The following is a 16,017-nucleotide window of genomic DNA, read 5'->3' as shown; positions in this document are numbered from 1 at the left end:
ATGGTCGATAGCTTGATCGATAGCATGCGGGAGGCCGCCCATCGCGCGGCCTCCGATGCCGAACAGATCGCCTGGGTCGACGAGCAGGACAACCTGCTCGGCGCTCTGGTCCGCTCCGAGCTGCGCGAACGCGAGCTGATCGGGCGTGGCACTTACATCATGCTGTTCAATTCCGCCGGTGAGTTGTGCGTACACCGGCGCACATTGAGCAAAGCGATCTACCCCGGTTACTGGGACGTAGCGGCCGGCGGCATGGTGTTGGCCACCGAAACTTACGCCGAATCGGCGGCCCGTGAGCTGGAAGAGGAATTGGGCGTGAGCGGTGTGGAACTAACCGCCCATGATCACTTTTTCTTCGAGGACACCGGCAACCGACTCTGGTGTTCGGCGTTTTCGGCGGTGTGGGATGGTCCGTTGATCCTGCAGCCGGAAGAGGTGCTGGAAGCGCGCTTCATCCCGATCGATCAGGTCATGCTGGAAATCACGCAGAAGCCTTATTGCCCGGACTCTCTGGCAGCTTTACAGCGCTATCTGAAGGCCCGGCAAACCGACGTCGCAAAGAAGGTATAAATTGGCGCCGATTGGCTCTTAGCAAGTCGGCTTTTTGCCGTTACACTGCGCGACCTTTTCAAACTGAACCGGTAATACAGCGATGTATAACGGTCCAGTAGCGCTGCCCCTGCCTGAGTGGGGCTTCGCGGTCGATGGCTCCCTCCCAGGTTGCCGCGACCAGTCTTTGTCCTCCCAAGAGGATTGCCGGTGGCCAAAAAAGCCGCATCCTTCGCCGCCCTTGGTGGCCTGGTATTTTCCACCGACGCAGGTCGTCATTGCCCGGATTGCAGTCAACCGGTGGATGCCTGCATCTGCAAACAAACCGTTATCCCGGCCGGCGACGGCATTGCCCGCGTGCGTCGCGAAAGCAAGGGCCGTGGCGGCAAGACGGTGACCACCATCACCGGTGTGCCGTTGGCCGAAGACGCGCTCAAGGATCTGGCCACTACGTTGAAGAAGCGTTGCGGGACCGGTGGGGCGTTGAAAGACGGGATCATCGAAATCCAGGGCGATCATGTCGAGCTACTCTTGGCCGAGCTGATCAAACACGGTTTCAAAGCGAAGAAGTCCGGCGGCTAGCAGCCTCTGTGAAAACCACCCTCGGCTTGATCCGGCCCCGATTCAATTCTGGTCTGGCGTCGTCTACATGGTTTTCACAGAGCCTGTTCTGACCGGTTTCTAAACTCAGCGCTGAATGCGAGGTCTATGCCCCTTGCATGCAGGCTAATCGTCATTTTCATTCTTTAGACTGCGCCGGCCTGAACCCAGGCGACGCTCTATGACTTCTTTATAGGGGACTTCGATGTCCGTACGACGCACACGCAAAGACGATGGCAGCCAATGGACAGTTGCGGACAGCCGCAGTGTTTACGGGATTCGCCATTGGGGGGCCGGGTATTTCGCGATCAATGATGCCGGTCGCGTCGAAGTTCGTCCGAACGGTCCGACCAGTTCGCCTATCGACCTCTTCGAGCAAGTCGACCAGCTGCGCAAAAGCGGTTTGTCGTTGCCGTTGCTGGTGCGTTTCCCTGACATCCTGCAAGACCGCGTGCGTCAGCTGACCGGTGCGTTCGACGCCAATATCGAACGCCTGGAATACCAGAGCAAGTACACCGCTCTGTACCCGATCAAGGTCAACCAGCAGGAAGCTGTGATCGAAAACATCATCGCCACCCAGAACGTTTCCATCGGTCTGGAAGCCGGCTCCAAGCCTGAGTTGCTCGCTGTTCTGGCGTTGGCACCGAAGGGTGGCACCATCGTCTGCAACGGTTACAAGGACCGCGAGTTCATCCGTCTGGCGCTGATGGGCCAGAAGCTCGGTCATAACGTGTTCATCGTGATCGAGAAAGAATCCGAAGTCGGTCTGGTGATCGAAGAAGCAGCGGCGCTAAAGGTCAAGCCGCAGGTCGGCCTGCGCGTGCGTCTGTCGTCCCTGGCGTCGAGCAAGTGGGCAGACACCGGTGGCGAAAAATCCAAGTTCGGCCTGTCGGCGGCGCAACTGCTGTCGGTGGTCGAGCGTTTCCGCGCTGCCGGCCTGGATCAGGGCATTCGTCTGCTGCACTTCCACATGGGTTCGCAGATCGCCAACCTGGCGGACTACCAGCACGGCTTCAAGGAAGCGATCCGTTATTACGGCGAACTGCGCAATCTCGGCCTGCCGGTGGATCACATCGACGTCGGTGGCGGTTTGGGCGTGGACTACGACGGTACGCACTCGCGTAACGCCAGTTCGATCAACTACGACATGGACGATTACGCCGGTGTCGTGGTCGGGATGCTCAAGGAGTTCTGCGACGCGCAGAGCCTGCCGCACCCGAATATCTTCTCTGAAAGCGGCCGCTCCCTGACCGCTCACCACGCCATGCTGGTGGTTCAGGTGACCGACGTCGAGAAACACAACGACGACGTGCCGAAGATCGATAACAAGGAAGAGCTGCCGGAAACCGTGCAGTGGCTGGTTGACCTGCTCGGCCCGACCGACATCGAAATGGTCACCGAGACCTACTGGCGCGCCACGCACTACATGAGCGACGTCGCCACGCAATACGCCGATGGCAAGCTGACCCTGGCGCAAAAAGCCCTGGCCGAGCAATGCTACTTCGCCGTTTGCCGTCGCCTGCACAACTCGTTGAAGGCCCGTCAGCGTTCCCACCGTCAGGTGCTCGACGAACTCAACGACAAGCTGGCTGACAAGTACATCTGCAACTTCTCGGTATTCCAGAGCCTGCCGGACACTTGGGCCATCGGCCAGGTCCTGCCGATTTTGCCGTTGCACCGTCTCGACGAAGAGCCGCTGCGCCGTGCGGTGCTGCAAGACCTGACTTGCGACTCCGACGGCAAGATCAAGCAGTATGTCGATGAGCAGAGCATCGAGACCAGCCTGCCGGTTCACGGTCTGAACGAAGGTGAAGACTATCTGCTGGGGATCTTCCTGGTGGGTGCCTACCAGGAAATTCTCGGCGACATGCATAACCTGTTCGGTGACACCGACTCGGTGAACATCTACCAGAACGCCGATGGCAGCGTGTACCACGCCGGTATCGAAACCCACGACACCATCGAAGACATGCTGCGTTACGTGCACTTGTCGCCGGAAGAGCTGATGACCCACTACCGCGACAAGTGCGCCAGTGCCCGCATCAGCGCCGCCGAGCGCACCCAGTTCCTCGATGCCTTGCGTCTGGGCCTGACCCGCTCGTCTTACCTGTCTTCTTGAGGTAAGGCTCCGTTCTCATCGGGTTGTCTGAAAATTCTCCGTACAGTGCGGAAATTTCAGATGACCTGGTGCGGGGCTTCTCTTTTTTCAAGTGAAATGAACCACAGACCGGGCTATCCAAGCGATGTGGTCTTCTTTTCACGTAGGTCATTTCCTAAGTTGTATTTCGGCACTCTACTCGGCCATGTCTCTCAGCGAGAATCCCCGGCCGCCCCTCCTGTAGAGAATCGCCGATGTTCGATCCAGTCAACGAGCCGTCATTTCGTCTGGATATAGCGGGTCTTCCCGACCCCTTTGAGGTCTTGGCCTTTACCGGTAGTGAAGCCATCAGCGAGCCCTTTGTGTTCGACGTGGATCTGCTGAACGATGACCCGACGCTGGACCTTGCGAGCCTGCTGTATCGTTCGGCCTTTTTGCATTTCGGGCCCCAGGGGCAGGGTATTCACGGGCAGCTGCTTGGCCTCGTTCAGCTTGGCCATGGCGGTGAGCCCGGGCTATGTCGTGTGCGTCTTGGCCCCAGGCTGGCGTGTCTGGGCCAGCGCTTCAATCAGCGAATCTTCAGCCAGCGCTCGGTGCCGGAGATTCTCGCTCAAGTACTCAAGGAGCACGGCATTGCCGGTAAGGGGCGTCGCTTCGACCTGAGCGGCGATTACCCACCCCGTGATTTCTGTACGCAGTACCGGGAATCAGACCTGCAGTTTCTCCAGCGTCTGTGTGCCCAGGAACGCCTTCATTACCATTTCGAACACTGCGCACGCGCAGGACACTGTTTGGTTTTCGGTGATGGCCTGGGGCAGTTCAGTCGTGGTGAAGAGAGTGTCTTTGAGGGTGAGAGCGAACGGCCAGGTGTGCATCAGTTCAAGCTTCACGGCTGCGGGCAGATTGCCGAAGGCCAGACGAATCTGGCGACGCTGCGCAGCGGTCAACTGATGCCGCTGTCCGGCCACCCGTGTGTGGACTGGAATCGTCTCTGGCTACTGACCCATGTCGAGCATCGAGGGGGGCAGGAGCCAGGGTTGCCCTATAGCAATCAACTGCGCGCCGTTGTGCAGGAAGTGCCTTTCGTGGCAGATCATTCGGTCATGAAACCCAGGATGCACAGCCTGCAACGGGCGTGGGTCGTCGAGGTCGATGAGTCTCAACCGGATCTGTCCAGACCGGTAGCGGTGCAGTTTGACTGGCTTTATCAGGGGGAAGGCGCAGCGCCCAGCCACTGCTGGTTGCCGTTGGCTCCCGAGTTGGGAGACGCGGGCAGTCTGCCGTTGTGCGAAGGGGCGCAGGTGCTGGTGAGCTTTATCGAAGGCGATCCGGATCAACCCTTGATCAGCGGATTTCTTCCCGGCGCAGCGTCGAGCACAGAGCCAGTCATACCCGACCTGCAACCTTCCTTGGTGACCGATGCGAACCTGGCGCTCGACGGCTTGCTGGGCATGCTGCAATCCAGCGAACCCTTGGTGCTGCTGTGCCTGCTGCCCGGCGGCGGCAGTTTCAGTCATTGCACGCAGTCCTTCTGCACCTGTCGGGTGGTGACGCAGTTTGGCCAGAGCGGTGCGGCATGATCGCCGCTCAGGCGCCCGACTCGACTGCGCAATGGTTGTTGCTCGATGTTCCGGGCGAGCCTCAGGCCGGTGCGAATTTGCGGCAACAGTTTGCTCATGCCCGATGGTTCCGCCTGTTCGAAGGCACTGAGTTTCATCCGTTGCGTGAGTACGGCCCGGTATTGGTCGACCTTCGCGAATGCCCGGCACTGATCGAGTTATGCCAAAGTACGCCACACATCTGGAGCGGATTGCTGCTAGCCAGTGAAGCAACGCCATCGCAGTTGCTGGAGCATTTGCGACGCATGCTCACGGTCACGCTGGGTCTGCATCACCGGGCCTTGTTGAGTTACTACAATCCACACACGGCGAGTTATTTTTTCGATGCCTGCGATGCGCAGGAGTTGAGTCGCTGGCTCGGTCCGATCGATCAGTTGCGCTGGTTCGGTGGCACCTGGGCCGACCGGGCGATAGGCTGTCAGGGCTGGCAGCAGTTGTTCAATCCGCAGCTTGCCGTCCGGCCGCTGGCCATTGAAGAAAACCTCAGCCTGCGTCAGCGAGACACCTTGCAAACCTGCCTGCTGGAACAACACGCCTGGCGCTGGAGCCGATCCACCGGCACCGGTTACAACAGCGTATGGGCTTACTTGCAGGAAGGGCTGGCGCTGGGTTTCAGCGAACGTGCGGTGCTCGATGACTGGTTATGGCTGCGCTTGCAGCATCCCGACGCAGTGGCCGGGCAGCCATTGTCGGGAGCCAGCCAGCAGGAGCGTCTCGATAGCCTGCGCAACCTGTGGCAAAACGATCAGCCCTGAACGTGAGGCCGGCCCTCGTTATCCTTTGAACCAGCTATCGTGCTTGCGCAAGTACCAGGCGAATGCGCCAAGGGTCAGGCTGCGCAGCAACATGAACAACAGGAAGGTTATCCACAGTCCATGGTTGCCCAAGCCTTGCAGCGCCCAGGCGAAGGGCAGCAGCAGGATCACCGTCAGCAGCATACCGTTGCGCATTTCCCGGGCGCGGGTGGCGCCAATGAACAGACCGTCGAGCAGGTAGCTCCAGACGGCAATCAGCGGCAGCACCGCGAGGTAAGGCAGGTATAGGAATGCGGTATCGCGCACGCTCTGGATGTCCGTCTGCATCTGGATGAACAGGTGCCCGGCGAACAGAAACAGCAAGGCAAACCCCACACTCGCCAGCAACGACCAACCGCACGCCACCACCAATGAGCGACGCAGGGCTTCTCGGTCGCGAGCACCGATGGCGTGTCCACACAGGGCTTCTACGGCATGAGCCAGACCGTCCAGCGCGTGGGCGGTCAGCAGCAGACCGTTGAGCAGTAACGCGTTGGCGGCGACCGTGGCATCGCCCAGCCGCGCGCCTTGCACGGTGATCAGGAAAAACACTGACTGCAATGCCAGGCTGCGGATGAAGATGTCGCGATTGACCGCCAGCAATGGGCGCCAGCTCTGCCACAACGCCAGCGCTGCCCAGGCGATATGGCCGGGATAGGCGCGCAGAGCCTGGCGGGTCATGAACAGGCCGATCAGCGCGCCGGTCCACTCGGCGATCACCGAGGCCCGGGCTGCGCCGACCACACCCCACTCCAGGCCGAGCACGAACCACAGGTTCAGCGCGATGTTGACCAGATTGGTGCTCAGCAGAATCGCCAGCGGAGCCCGAGCGTTCTGGGTGCCGAGGAACCAGCCCACCAGCGCGTAGCTGGCCAGCGCCGCCGGCAAGCCGAACAGCCGCGTGTGGAAGAACTCGCGGGTTAGCTGATTCAGCTCGGCCGACGGTTGCATGAAGTGCAACGCGACCCCGCTCAACGGCACGCCCACTGTGCCCAACACGATGGCCAGGCCCATGGCCAACAACAGACCTTGCAGCAAAATCTGCCGCAACGCTGCGCCATCTCCGCGTCCGGCAGCCTGGGCGGCGAACCCGGTGGAGCCCATGCGCAGAAAGCCCATGGCCCAGGCCAGAAAGGTATACAAACTGGCGCCCACCGCGACAGCGCCGAGTTGATGAGCATGGGGCAGGTGGCCGATGACAGTACTATCGACCAGTGCTACCAGCGGTACGGAAATGTTCGAGAGAATCATCGGCGCGGCGAGCGCCCAGACTCGACGATGGGTCGGACGGTCGCGCCAGTCGGCAATCAGGTTGGACATGCAGGCTCCTTGGGGGCGCCTGCATTGTAGCGGCACATTCGCAATCTACATCGATCCATTGTGGGAGCGAGCCTGCTCGCGATAGCGGACTGACAGTCAACTTGGATGTTGAATGTGCCGGCATTATCGCGAGCAGGCTCGCTCCCACAGGGGATGGTGGTGTTAATGAACAATCCAGCTCAGCAACCACAATCCCAGCAGCAACCAGATAATCCCCATGATGATCGACGCGTTCATGAAGGCGCGGATCGCTGCCCACAGCAACATCAGCCCGATGATCAGCGTGATGATGCTGATGATCGAAGTGTCCATGCCCAGCGCCTGGGCCAACCCTTCGACAAAATTGCTGCCGGCGTTGCTCAACAGGTTGAACAGACCACTGAGGGCATCGATGATGAACCGGATGGCCGAACCGATTATCTGGCCGAGCCATTCGAAAAAGCTTTCTACCTGCATGTGTACGTCCTGATGGAGTGATGGCGTGGTTGCCGGATCCGACCGTTGGGCTATTGATTGTGTTACCGAGTTCCCGTAGGAGCTGCCGAAGGCTGCGATCTTTTGGAGTATGGCGCAAAGTGCGCAGGCACAACGCTGCTACTTGCCTTCACCCGCCATCCCCCTGAAGCTATACGCCTTCAGGAGAGCCCGATGAACCTTGTTGAACTGACCGAACGCCTGCACGCCATTCGCGACCGCAATGACTGGCGGCAATTTCACAGCCCGAAAAACCTGGCCATGGCCGCGAGCGTGGAAATGTCCGAGCTGGTGGAGATTTTCCAGTGGCTGACCGAAGACCAGTCCCGCCAGTTGCCGGCGGACAAGCTCGCCCATGTCGGGCAGGAAGTCGGCGACATCGTGTTGTATCTACTGCTGCTGTGCAGCGAGTTGGGGTTGGACATGAATGAAGTGGTGCGCAGCAAGCTTGCGGACAGCGAACGGCGGTTCAGCTGATGAGCGACCGTCATTTCGATCAGCTGGCGACTCGCTTCGCCGAAAAAATCTACGGTGGCGCCAAAGGTGCGATCCGGCTCGCGGTGCTGCAAGCCGACCTGGCCGAAACCCTGCCGGACCGACCGTTGCGCGTCCTGGACATCGGCGCCGGCCTGGGCCACATGTCGTTGTGGCTGGCCGAGCGCGGTCATCAGGTGACCCTCGCCGAGCCCGCCGAACCGATGCTTGAAGGCGCCCGCCAGCGCTTCGCCGAAGCCGGGCAGACGGCGACGTTCATCCAGGCGCCGTGGCAGGATCTGCTCGGTCAGCTCACTGAACCTTACGACCTGGTGCTGTGCCACGCCGTGCTGGAATGGCTGGCCGAACCCCATGCGATTTTGCCGGTACTGCATCAGTTGACGAAGCCGGACGGCTGGTTGTCCCTGGCGTTCTACAACCGCGATGCGTTGATCTACCGCAACCTGCTAAAGGGTCATTTCCGCAAGATGCGCAAGAACGACATGGCCGGCGAAAAGCAGAGCCTGACGCCGCAGCAGCCACTGGATCCACGGGAACTGGCGGCGCAACTTGAGAGCATGTGGCAGGTCGAAACCCAGAGTGGGGTGCGGGTTTTTTATGACTACATGCCAGTGGAATTCCAGGGCCGCGTCGAACTGCCGGACTTGCTGGAAATGGAACTGGCCCACCGCCGTCACCCAAGTTTCGCCGGGCTTGGGCGCTACCTGCACTGGATCTGTCGGCCGATCTGAGCGGAGCGGAAATGAAAAGTCGTTCAGGGTTACTGGTGATCTGTCTCGGGTTGGCGGCCTGTCAGGGCAGCAACCCTTATGTCGCGACGTCCAATCCTCTGCCACCGGCACCGCCTCAGGCCGCCACCACCTTCGACCGCAGCGCCTACCCGGCGCCGCCACGCGATTACGGCCGCTATCGCAGCTGGGCCTGGCTCAACGGACGCCTGCCACCGGGCACGGCCTGGGCCGACTCGGCGCAGGTGGCCGAAGCGGTCAGTAATGCCCTGGATCAACGCGGCTTGCGCCCACTGCACGACAACCGCCCGGCGGACCTGTTGGTCAGCGCCGATTTGCATCTGGAAACCCGCTTGCGTCAAGTGCAGGACGACTATGGTTACGGCGGGGGTTATTACGGCGGCGGTTATAACCGCTACGGCAGCGGTTACGGCATGTACAACACGGTGCCGGTCATCCGCACTTATCAGGTACAAGTCGTGGTGGTGCGTGTCGAACTGTTCGACGCGAGCACTGGCCAGCCGGTATGGAATGCCAGTGCCGAAACCAGCAGCCAGGGCACCCAGAGCGAGCGTGCCGATGCCATACGCAAAGCTGTCGAAAAGGCCATGTCGGCGTATCCTCCTAGTTAGCTTCCCGTACAGGAAGCCTCCCGCAGGTGCATGTCTTCTACCGGAGAAAAATCATGTTCCGCCGTCTCGCTTTACTGGCCATGGCCGCGCTGCTCACTGCCTGCGCCGCCAACCAGGTCAATCATGACTTCGATGCCAGCCGCGACTTTGCTGCCTATCGTAGCTGGAGCTGGAAAGAGCCCGCCGTGCAATACCGTCCCGATGATCCACGGATCAAGAGTGACCTGACCGAACAACGCATCCGCCAGTCCGTTGCCGATCAGCTGGATCAGCGCGGCTTGCGTCCGGCCGCCGCCGGCGCCAGTCCGGATCTGAAGGTGCAGGCCTACCTGATCGTCGAAGATCGTCAGCAGCAGGTGACCACTCACTATGGCGGTGGTTATGGTGGTCCATGGTACGGCTACTGGGGCGGGCCGATGTACAACGAAACGCGCAACATCAGCTACAAGGTGGCGACCATTCAGATCGACCTGCTCGATGGCAAGGACGGCAAACTGGTGTGGCGCGGCAGCGACGAGCAGACGCTCAGCCGCACACCGAACCCGCAGGATCGTAGCAATAAAATCCACGAGACGGTCGGACGGATACTAGCCAACTATCCACCGCGCTAAACCGACACCACAGATCCGTTGTGGCAGCGGACCTGTGGCGAGCGAGCTTGCTCGCGTTGGGCTGCGTAGCAGCCCCAAAAATCTGACAACCACTGCCGATTTTTGTGAGCGCTACGCACTCAAGCGGGAGCAAGCTCCCTCGCCACAGGTTTCTCTGATTCAAGACTCTCTTTTGTAAACAGCATTGCCCTCCCACATTGAGTTTTTGTTGTCTTGGATGGCGAGTTGCCAGCAATCTGGCCAACCCTTGTCTACACTGCTTCTCACCAATGGAGGTAACCCTCGCCAGTGCGCCGGCAAAGGAGTGCGCCATGTCTCCCTGCTTGCAGTTTCGTAGCCCGGCCCGGCAACGGGGAGCGATCGGTTTGATGGCGGTGCTGACCCTGGGCATGGCCTTGGTGTTCTTGCTGGTCGTGGTCGATAGCGGCCGCCTGTACCTGGAAAAACGCAGCTTGCAACGGGTGGCGGATATGGCCGCGCTGGAGGCTGCCACGCGCAACGGTGATTGCGCCGTGGGTGCCACCGCTACCGTCTATGCCACCGCCAGTGCCAACCGCAACAACTTCTCCCTTCCTGACTCCACCCGCAGCTTGGCGGTAGCCTGTGGCACCTTGAGTCTGGACGCCAATAATCTTCGGGTTTTTACGGCTGATCCGAGCAGCAGCGAAGCCATTCGGGTGACCGTCAGCCATTCGATCCTGCAGAGTTTTGCCGGTGGTATTGGTGCCGTGTTCGGCGGTGCTCCAGCCGGTGCGACCCTCAACCTGACCGCGACCGCCGTCGCAGCGTTGCCACCTCCGCTGGCATCGCTGACCATTCGCAGTACGGTGCTGACTATCGATACCAGCAAGTCGGCCACCCTTAATGCGTTGTTCGGTGGTTTGTTGGGCGGCAGTCTGAACCTCTCCGTGGCGGGTTGGGAGGGGTTGCTGAACAGCAATATCAGCCTGCTCGGTTACCTCGATCGACTGAAGGTAGACCTCGGCGTCAACGCTGCCGGGTATAGCCAGGTGTTGGGCACTTCGGTGGCCGTCAGCCAGTTGATCCAGACCGCCGTCAACGTGCTGGACCCCGGCGGCACTCTCGGCGCGACGGCGACCATCGTCGGTCTGCAAGCACTCAAGGTTGCCGCAGGCTCCACGACCGTGGTGCTGGGCAATTTGTTGCACGTCGAGAATGGCAGCAACATGTCGGCGTTGGCGACTAACGTGAGCGTGTTCAACCTGATCGAAGGCATCGTGCAACTGGCCAACAAGAAAAACGGTCTGGTGGCGACGCTACCGATCAATCTGGCGGGGCTGGCGCAAATCACGGCTCGAGTGCAGGTCCTGGAGCCGCCGCAACTCTCGGCAATCGGCAACCCGAAAAACGCGGCGCTGGATCCACTGGGCCCCAATCGGATCTACGTGAGAACCGCGCAGGTTCGCACATTGCTGTCGATCGACTTGCCGGCACTCGACGCCATCGTGGCGCTGGTCAATGCGGTAACCGATCTGGCAGGACCGCTGACCAACACCCTAAACGCCTTGCTCAATCTCAACCTGGTGGCGGTGCTCAATTCACTGACGTGTGCCTTGGGCGTACCCTGCCAGACACCCGACATCATCGTGTTGCCGGGGCCGATACGGCTCGACGTGGCGCTGGAGGTCGCCAGCGCCAGCAGTTACGTCACGGCCTACAGCTGCGTCAGTAACACCAACAAAACCCTGACCACCAACACCAGTACGTCGCTGGTGAACCTGAAAATCGGCCGGATCGATGCGGCCAGCATGTTCGGCAGCAACACCACACCGCCGGCGGTCACGGTGCAGCCGTTGAAGGTGATCGATATCGGGATCAAAACCTGTCACCGGATTCTGTTTTTGCCCATTACCTGCGATCCGCGGGTGCCCGGCGTCGGTGGCGGCATCGATATCGTGGCCGACACCAGCGTGGCGGCGAACGCCAACATTTCCCACGTGTACTCCGCACCACCGGCCAGCAGCCTGCCGGAAATCAATCAGCCACCGTTCTACTACTCATTCACCACCAGCAGCATCGTCAGCAGTCTGCTCAATACCCCGCTTAATATTCACGTGGACATGTATGGCCCGTCGGGCAGTCTCGTCAGCGGTCTGGGGACGATCCTGAGCAGCGTCACTACCTTGCTGGTCAGCGCGATCAACAGCGTGCTCAGCCCGTTGCTCGACAGCTTGATCAACACCTTGCTGTTAAGCCTGGGGATCGATTTGAACAAGGTCGACGTCGGCGCCAACCTCAGCTGTCACTCGGGGCGCGCGACGCTGGTGATCTGATCGTCTGTGGCAATCGGCAACTCGATACAAAACCGCGCGCCCTCGGTCGAGTTTCTTACACTCAACTTACCGCCCATGTTTGCGACGATGCCGTAACTCACCGACAACCCGAGCCCGGTGCCGACACCCACCGGTTTGGTGGTGAAGAACGGTTCGAAAATCCGCTCCAGCAGCCGTGGATCGATACCGCCGCCGTTGTCCTCGACCCACAGTCGCACCGAGTATTCATCACGTTCGGCGTACACCGAGATCCACGGTTTGAACTCCCGGTCGGCCTCGCGCTTACTCAGCAGCGCATCCCTTGCATTGACCATTAGATTGATCAACACCTGTTCCAGTTGATCGACGTAACCGCGCACCTGTACCTCAAATCCGGTCTCGCTGACCCGCAGCTCGACCCCTTTGCCGCGCATGCCTTCGGACAGCAGAGACAGCGTGCCTTCGATGGCTTGCGCCGGATTGAACGGGTGTTGCTCGATCTCCGAGCGCCGACCGAATACCCGCATGTGATCCACCACCCGCGCGGCGCGCTGGACTTGTGCGTCGATGCGGTTGAGTTTGTCTGTCAGGTAATCGATTTGCGCATCACCATTGCTCAGGCGCTTGAGCACATTGACGATGGCCATGCGCATCACATTCAGCGGCTGATTGATTTCATGGGCCAGCCCGGTGGCCATTTCGCCGAGGGTGGCCATTTTCGCGCTCTGGGTGAGCTGTTGCTGGGCACGCCGGACTTCGGTGTTGTCACGGCCCACGGCTTGAATCTCCAGCAAGCGACCCTGCTCGTCGAACACCCCGCGATCCGACCAGACCCACCAGGCGTGTTCCCGTCCCGGCAGTTGCAGGTTGATTTCCGCGGTACTGACCGGGAACTCCGGGCTCAGTCGACTGAGCCGCTGGAGGAACGCTTCGCGTTGTTCCGGCGACATCCAGCTGCCCAGGCTCACCCCCGGCAGTTGCTCGGGCTGGCATTCCAGGTAAGTCGCCAGGGGGCGGTTGCCGAAGGTCAGCGTCAGGTCTGGAAGGTAGCGGCAGATCATCGCCGGGGAATCTTCCACCAGGATCCGATAGCGCTCTTCACTCTGTTTTACTTGCTCGGCGGCCAGGGTCGCTTCGGTGACATCCAGCCACAGGCCCACAGCTTCTACCGGCAGCCCGAGGTCATCGCGCAGCAGTTTGGCTTCGTCCAGCAGCCAGTGGTAATCGCCACGACTGTCGCGTAACCGATAACGGGCACGCACCGAACCTTCGCGCAGCAGTTGCCGGGTGCGCTCGAAATAGCCGTCGCGGTCCTCGGGGTGGACCCGTTCCACCAGCGCGCCGGCAGCGCAATCAGCGAGCGACCAACCGAGTAGCGGCAACAAACTGTCGCTGAAAAATGTCGGTTGCAGCGCACCTTCGACATAGCGCTGCACGTAGATCACCGCCGGTGAACTGGCGATCAGGTTGTCCAGCCGGGCATGGGCGGCAGCGGCGTTCTGCTCCTGATTTTTGATGTCACTGATGTCGAGCATGAAACCCACCAGCCGCCGGTTTCTGCCGATGCCCAGGGCCTGACCTTGCAGTCGATACCAGATCGGCGTTTGTGCCGCGTCGGGACGATGCAGGCGTACGCACAGCAGTAACGGCGCGCCTTCATCCTGCAAGGTTTGCAGGCGAATCGTCAGCTCTTCACGGTCGGCGGGGTGGATCTGTTCGAGCCAGTCGTGCAGCGGCAAACGCGTGCTCGCAAGGTTCAACGTACCGGCCAGCGATGGCGCCAATTGCACCTCGGCGTTGTCACTGAAGACCTCCCACCAACCGGTGCCGAGCAAGGCTTGCAGAGACTCCAGCCGCTCCAGTTGCAGATGGTGCTGATGCTCGTGCAAGCGCTCAAGCAGCGGGCCGGCCAGGGCGGCGGTGAGTTGCAACCAGTCGCGCTCGCTCAGATCCGGGGCACGCTGTTGCACCGGGTAGAAACCACAGAGCAGCCAGGCCACCACGCCCTGGGCATTGTGGTAAGGCACCGCGAACCCTTCGGCATTGCCGAAGATGCCTTGCAGGCGCGGGTGTTCGCTGGGAATCAGTTGCTGAGGGGCGGAGCCATTCAAACTGTCGAGACCGGTGCCCAGGCGTTGGTCGATTTCCCACAATAGGGGGGCATCGAAGGCTGCGTAATGCTGGTGAATCAGCCAACCCTCGGCCTGTTCATCGAGCAAAGCCATGGCGATGCAGGGGATCTGAAAGCGCTGGGCCAGACCTTGCAGTTGCTCCGCCAGCACCTCGGGCAAGCGCGTCAGGCTGCACAGGCGCAACTGTTCACTGACCTGCGCCGCGAGCAACTGGCATTGTTCACGGCTGCGCGCTTGTCGACGTTCGAGCAGCAGGTCGCCGATGTCGATCAACTGCAACAGCCAGTTTTCGCCCAACGGCTGCACCCAGCCACGCAGATGCAGCGGTTGTTCGCCGAGGCTGAAAAAATCCAGGTCCAGGCTTTGTCCTTGCCACTCGGCGGGTGCACCTTCGACCGACAGGGCGCTATGGGGCATGAGGTAATCGAGCAGATGCGGTGTCTGCGCGCCGGGCATTTGTTGCGCCAGCAGATGCCGCAGCGGGCCGGTCAGCTGAATCACCCGGCCTTCGTCATCCAGATGCAGCTGCAAACCGACACGTTGCACGCTCGGAGGGTCAGCACTGGTCGAGGGCTGCTGCGGTTGGCGATTGAGCAGGCGCCCGAAGAGTTTGTCCCCGGAACTCAAAATTGCAGGCTCGAGCGGGCGGTAAGGGTCGCCGGCAGATTGGGCACCGAGCCGATCCCCGGCAGCACCAGAAACGGCAGGACCTGATTCAGTTTACTGGTGGGGTAATTGATGGTGACCGTCAGCACGCCACCGATGTAGGTGGCACTGGCGTCGGTGGCCACATTGAAGTTCAGCGCTGCGGGAATCCAGGCCAGTTGCCGGGTCAGTTCGGTGGTCGCTATGTTTCTGACGGCGGTGTCGTAATTGGCGGTGCTCGGGTCCAGCGCCACACTGCGGCGCACCGCTTCGGCCGTCGATTGATTGAACGATTGCATCAGCAACAGCGGCAGGCTGTAACTCACCAGCCCATAAAACACGGCGAAAAAGATGATGAACACCAAAGCGAACTCAATCGCCACGGCACCTTTTTGTTTGCGGGGGAGGCCTGTTTTCATGAGTGCGTCTACCCTGACCATCACGACGTAGTATCAGCATAGAATCATTCAGCCAAAACGGACGTTTTTTACCGGATGCAGAACTTTGTCCTACTTATCTGGCTGACGCTTTGCGCAGCACAGGATGTCCGAGAGCGGCACATCGCCAATGGCCTGACCCTTGGCGCGGGTGTACTGGCGCTGGCGTATCTGTTGTGGACGGGCACCACATGGTTGGGGGCCGAGGCGGTGCAGGGCGGCTGGGCTTTGTTGTTGGCCCTGGCCTTCACCTTGCCCGGTTATGCATTGAAACGCCTGGGGGCGGGCGACGTGAAACTGATGGCGACGCTGGGCCTTGCGACGGACGGTATGCACCTGCTCGGCGGCTTCATCGGCGCCGGATTGGCCAGTGCATTCTGGCTGCTGCTGGCGCCAAGACTCTGGCTGTATATGGGGCAAGGGCTTAGGGATCGTCTTCGTTACCTGGGACCGGGAACGTCAAAAAAGCAGCCCTTTGCGCCGTTCGTGCTGGTGGGCATGTTGCTTACTCTGGTCTGGCTGCATTAGTTGCCGGGCGCCACTCGTTCTATGTACATAGTTGGAAAGTGCGTCTACTTTCAAAACAGTTGTTGTACAGCCTGTGGAAGTG

General features: G+C 60.6%; 15 protein-coding genes. 11 read left to right on the top strand and 4 right to left on the bottom strand.

What is annotated here, in order from left to right; genetic code table 11:
- The 5 genes from AB7M26_RS02095 (at nucleotide 1) to AB7M26_RS02075 (ending at nucleotide 5,621) form a co-directional block, all read left to right on the top strand.
- Entirely contained in the window at nucleotides 1-570 is a 570-nt protein-coding gene (locus tag AB7M26_RS02095; RefSeq protein WP_123500906.1) for an NUDIX hydrolase, read from the top strand.
- A gap of 189 nt (nucleotides 571-759) precedes the next feature.
- Nucleotides 760-1,131, top strand: coding sequence for a translation initiation factor Sui1 (locus tag AB7M26_RS02090; RefSeq protein WP_007907444.1), 372 nt, complete (start codon nucleotides 760-762; stop codon nucleotides 1,129-1,131).
- Nucleotides 1,132-1,354: 223 nt separating this feature from the next.
- The gene (gene speA / locus AB7M26_RS02085; protein WP_052965842.1) at nucleotides 1,355-3,268 is read left to right on the top strand and encodes an arginine decarboxylase; all 1,914 of its coding nucleotides are present in this window, start codon (nucleotides 1,355-1,357) and stop codon (nucleotides 3,266-3,268) included.
- Between the two features lie 233 nt (nucleotides 3,269-3,501).
- Nucleotides 3,502-4,827 carry a type VI secretion system Vgr family protein gene (locus AB7M26_RS02080; protein WP_123500908.1) on the top strand — a complete coding sequence of 442 codons (1,326 nt, stop codon included), beginning with the start codon at nucleotides 3,502-3,504 and terminating at the stop codon, nucleotides 4,825-4,827.
- Nucleotides 4,824-5,621, top strand: a complete 798-nt coding sequence (locus tag AB7M26_RS02075) for a DUF4123 domain-containing protein (protein WP_123500910.1) — start codon at nucleotides 4,824-4,826, stop codon at nucleotides 5,619-5,621. The genes AB7M26_RS02080 and AB7M26_RS02075 overlap by 4 nt, the downstream gene beginning before the upstream one ends.
- 18 nt (nucleotides 5,622-5,639) lie before the next feature.
- Here AB7M26_RS02075 and AB7M26_RS02070 read toward each other — a convergent pair whose 3' ends face one another.
- Both AB7M26_RS02070 and AB7M26_RS02065 read right to left on the bottom strand, forming a co-directional pair.
- Nucleotides 5,640-6,980, bottom strand: coding sequence for an MATE family efflux transporter (locus AB7M26_RS02070; protein ID WP_123500912.1), 1,341 nt, complete (start codon nucleotides 6,978-6,980; stop codon nucleotides 5,640-5,642).
- A gap of 162 nt (nucleotides 6,981-7,142) precedes the next feature.
- A complete protein-coding gene (locus tag AB7M26_RS02065; protein ID WP_063341672.1) occupies nucleotides 7,143-7,436 on the bottom strand; it encodes a hypothetical protein in 294 nt (97 codons plus the stop codon).
- Between the two features lie 192 nt (nucleotides 7,437-7,628).
- On the opposite strand from AB7M26_RS02065, the gene AB7M26_RS02060 reads away from it, so the two are divergent.
- The 5 genes from AB7M26_RS02060 to AB7M26_RS02040 all read left to right on the top strand — a co-directional run bounded on the left by AB7M26_RS02060 (nucleotide 7,629) and on the right by AB7M26_RS02040 (nucleotide 12,214).
- A complete protein-coding gene (locus AB7M26_RS02060) occupies nucleotides 7,629-7,931 on the top strand; it encodes a MazG-like family protein (RefSeq protein WP_095634107.1) in 303 nt (100 codons plus the stop codon).
- Complete coding sequence (locus AB7M26_RS02055) at nucleotides 7,931-8,680, top strand: methyltransferase domain-containing protein (protein WP_123500914.1); 750 nt, start codon at nucleotides 7,931-7,933, stop codon at nucleotides 8,678-8,680. Before AB7M26_RS02060 ends, AB7M26_RS02055 begins: the two co-directional genes overlap by 1 nt.
- An 11-nt stretch (nucleotides 8,681-8,691) precedes the next feature.
- A complete protein-coding gene (locus tag AB7M26_RS02050; protein ID WP_123500916.1) occupies nucleotides 8,692-9,309 on the top strand; it encodes a DUF4136 domain-containing protein in 618 nt (205 codons plus the stop codon).
- 53 nt (nucleotides 9,310-9,362) lie between these two features.
- Nucleotides 9,363-9,920 (top strand): DUF4136 domain-containing protein, encoded by a 558-nt coding sequence (locus AB7M26_RS02045; protein ID WP_123500918.1) that lies wholly within the window; start codon nucleotides 9,363-9,365, stop codon nucleotides 9,918-9,920.
- A 311-nt stretch (nucleotides 9,921-10,231) separates the two neighbouring features.
- Nucleotides 10,232-12,214, top strand: coding sequence for a pilus assembly protein TadG-related protein (locus tag AB7M26_RS02040; RefSeq protein ID WP_123500920.1), 1,983 nt, complete (start codon nucleotides 10,232-10,234; stop codon nucleotides 12,212-12,214).
- Here the strand turns inward: AB7M26_RS02040 and AB7M26_RS02035 are convergent.
- Together AB7M26_RS02035 and AB7M26_RS02030 are read right to left on the bottom strand one after the other, a co-directional pair.
- Entirely contained in the window at nucleotides 12,184-14,952 is a 2,769-nt protein-coding gene (locus AB7M26_RS02035; protein WP_123500922.1) for an ATP-binding protein, read from the bottom strand. The two genes, AB7M26_RS02040 and AB7M26_RS02035, sit on opposite strands and share 31 nt — an antisense overlap.
- On the bottom strand, nucleotides 14,949-15,389 hold the full coding sequence (locus AB7M26_RS02030) for a TadE/TadG family type IV pilus assembly protein (RefSeq protein WP_007907464.1): 441 nt from the start codon (nucleotides 15,387-15,389) through the stop codon (nucleotides 14,949-14,951). Before AB7M26_RS02030 ends, AB7M26_RS02035 begins: the two co-directional genes overlap by 4 nt.
- A gap of 75 nt (nucleotides 15,390-15,464) precedes the next feature.
- Here AB7M26_RS02030 and AB7M26_RS02025 point away from each other — a divergent pair, with 75 nt between their 5' ends.
- Entirely contained in the window at nucleotides 15,465-15,935 is a 471-nt protein-coding gene (locus tag AB7M26_RS02025) for a prepilin peptidase (RefSeq protein ID WP_123500924.1), read from the top strand.
- Nucleotides 15,936-16,017 lie beyond the last annotated feature (82 nt).

The sequence above is a fragment of the Pseudomonas sp. F-14 TE3482 genome (assembly GCF_053629455.1).
Note: the sequence above shows the minus strand (reverse complement) of the source record. Positions and strands in the feature narration are given on the sequence as shown.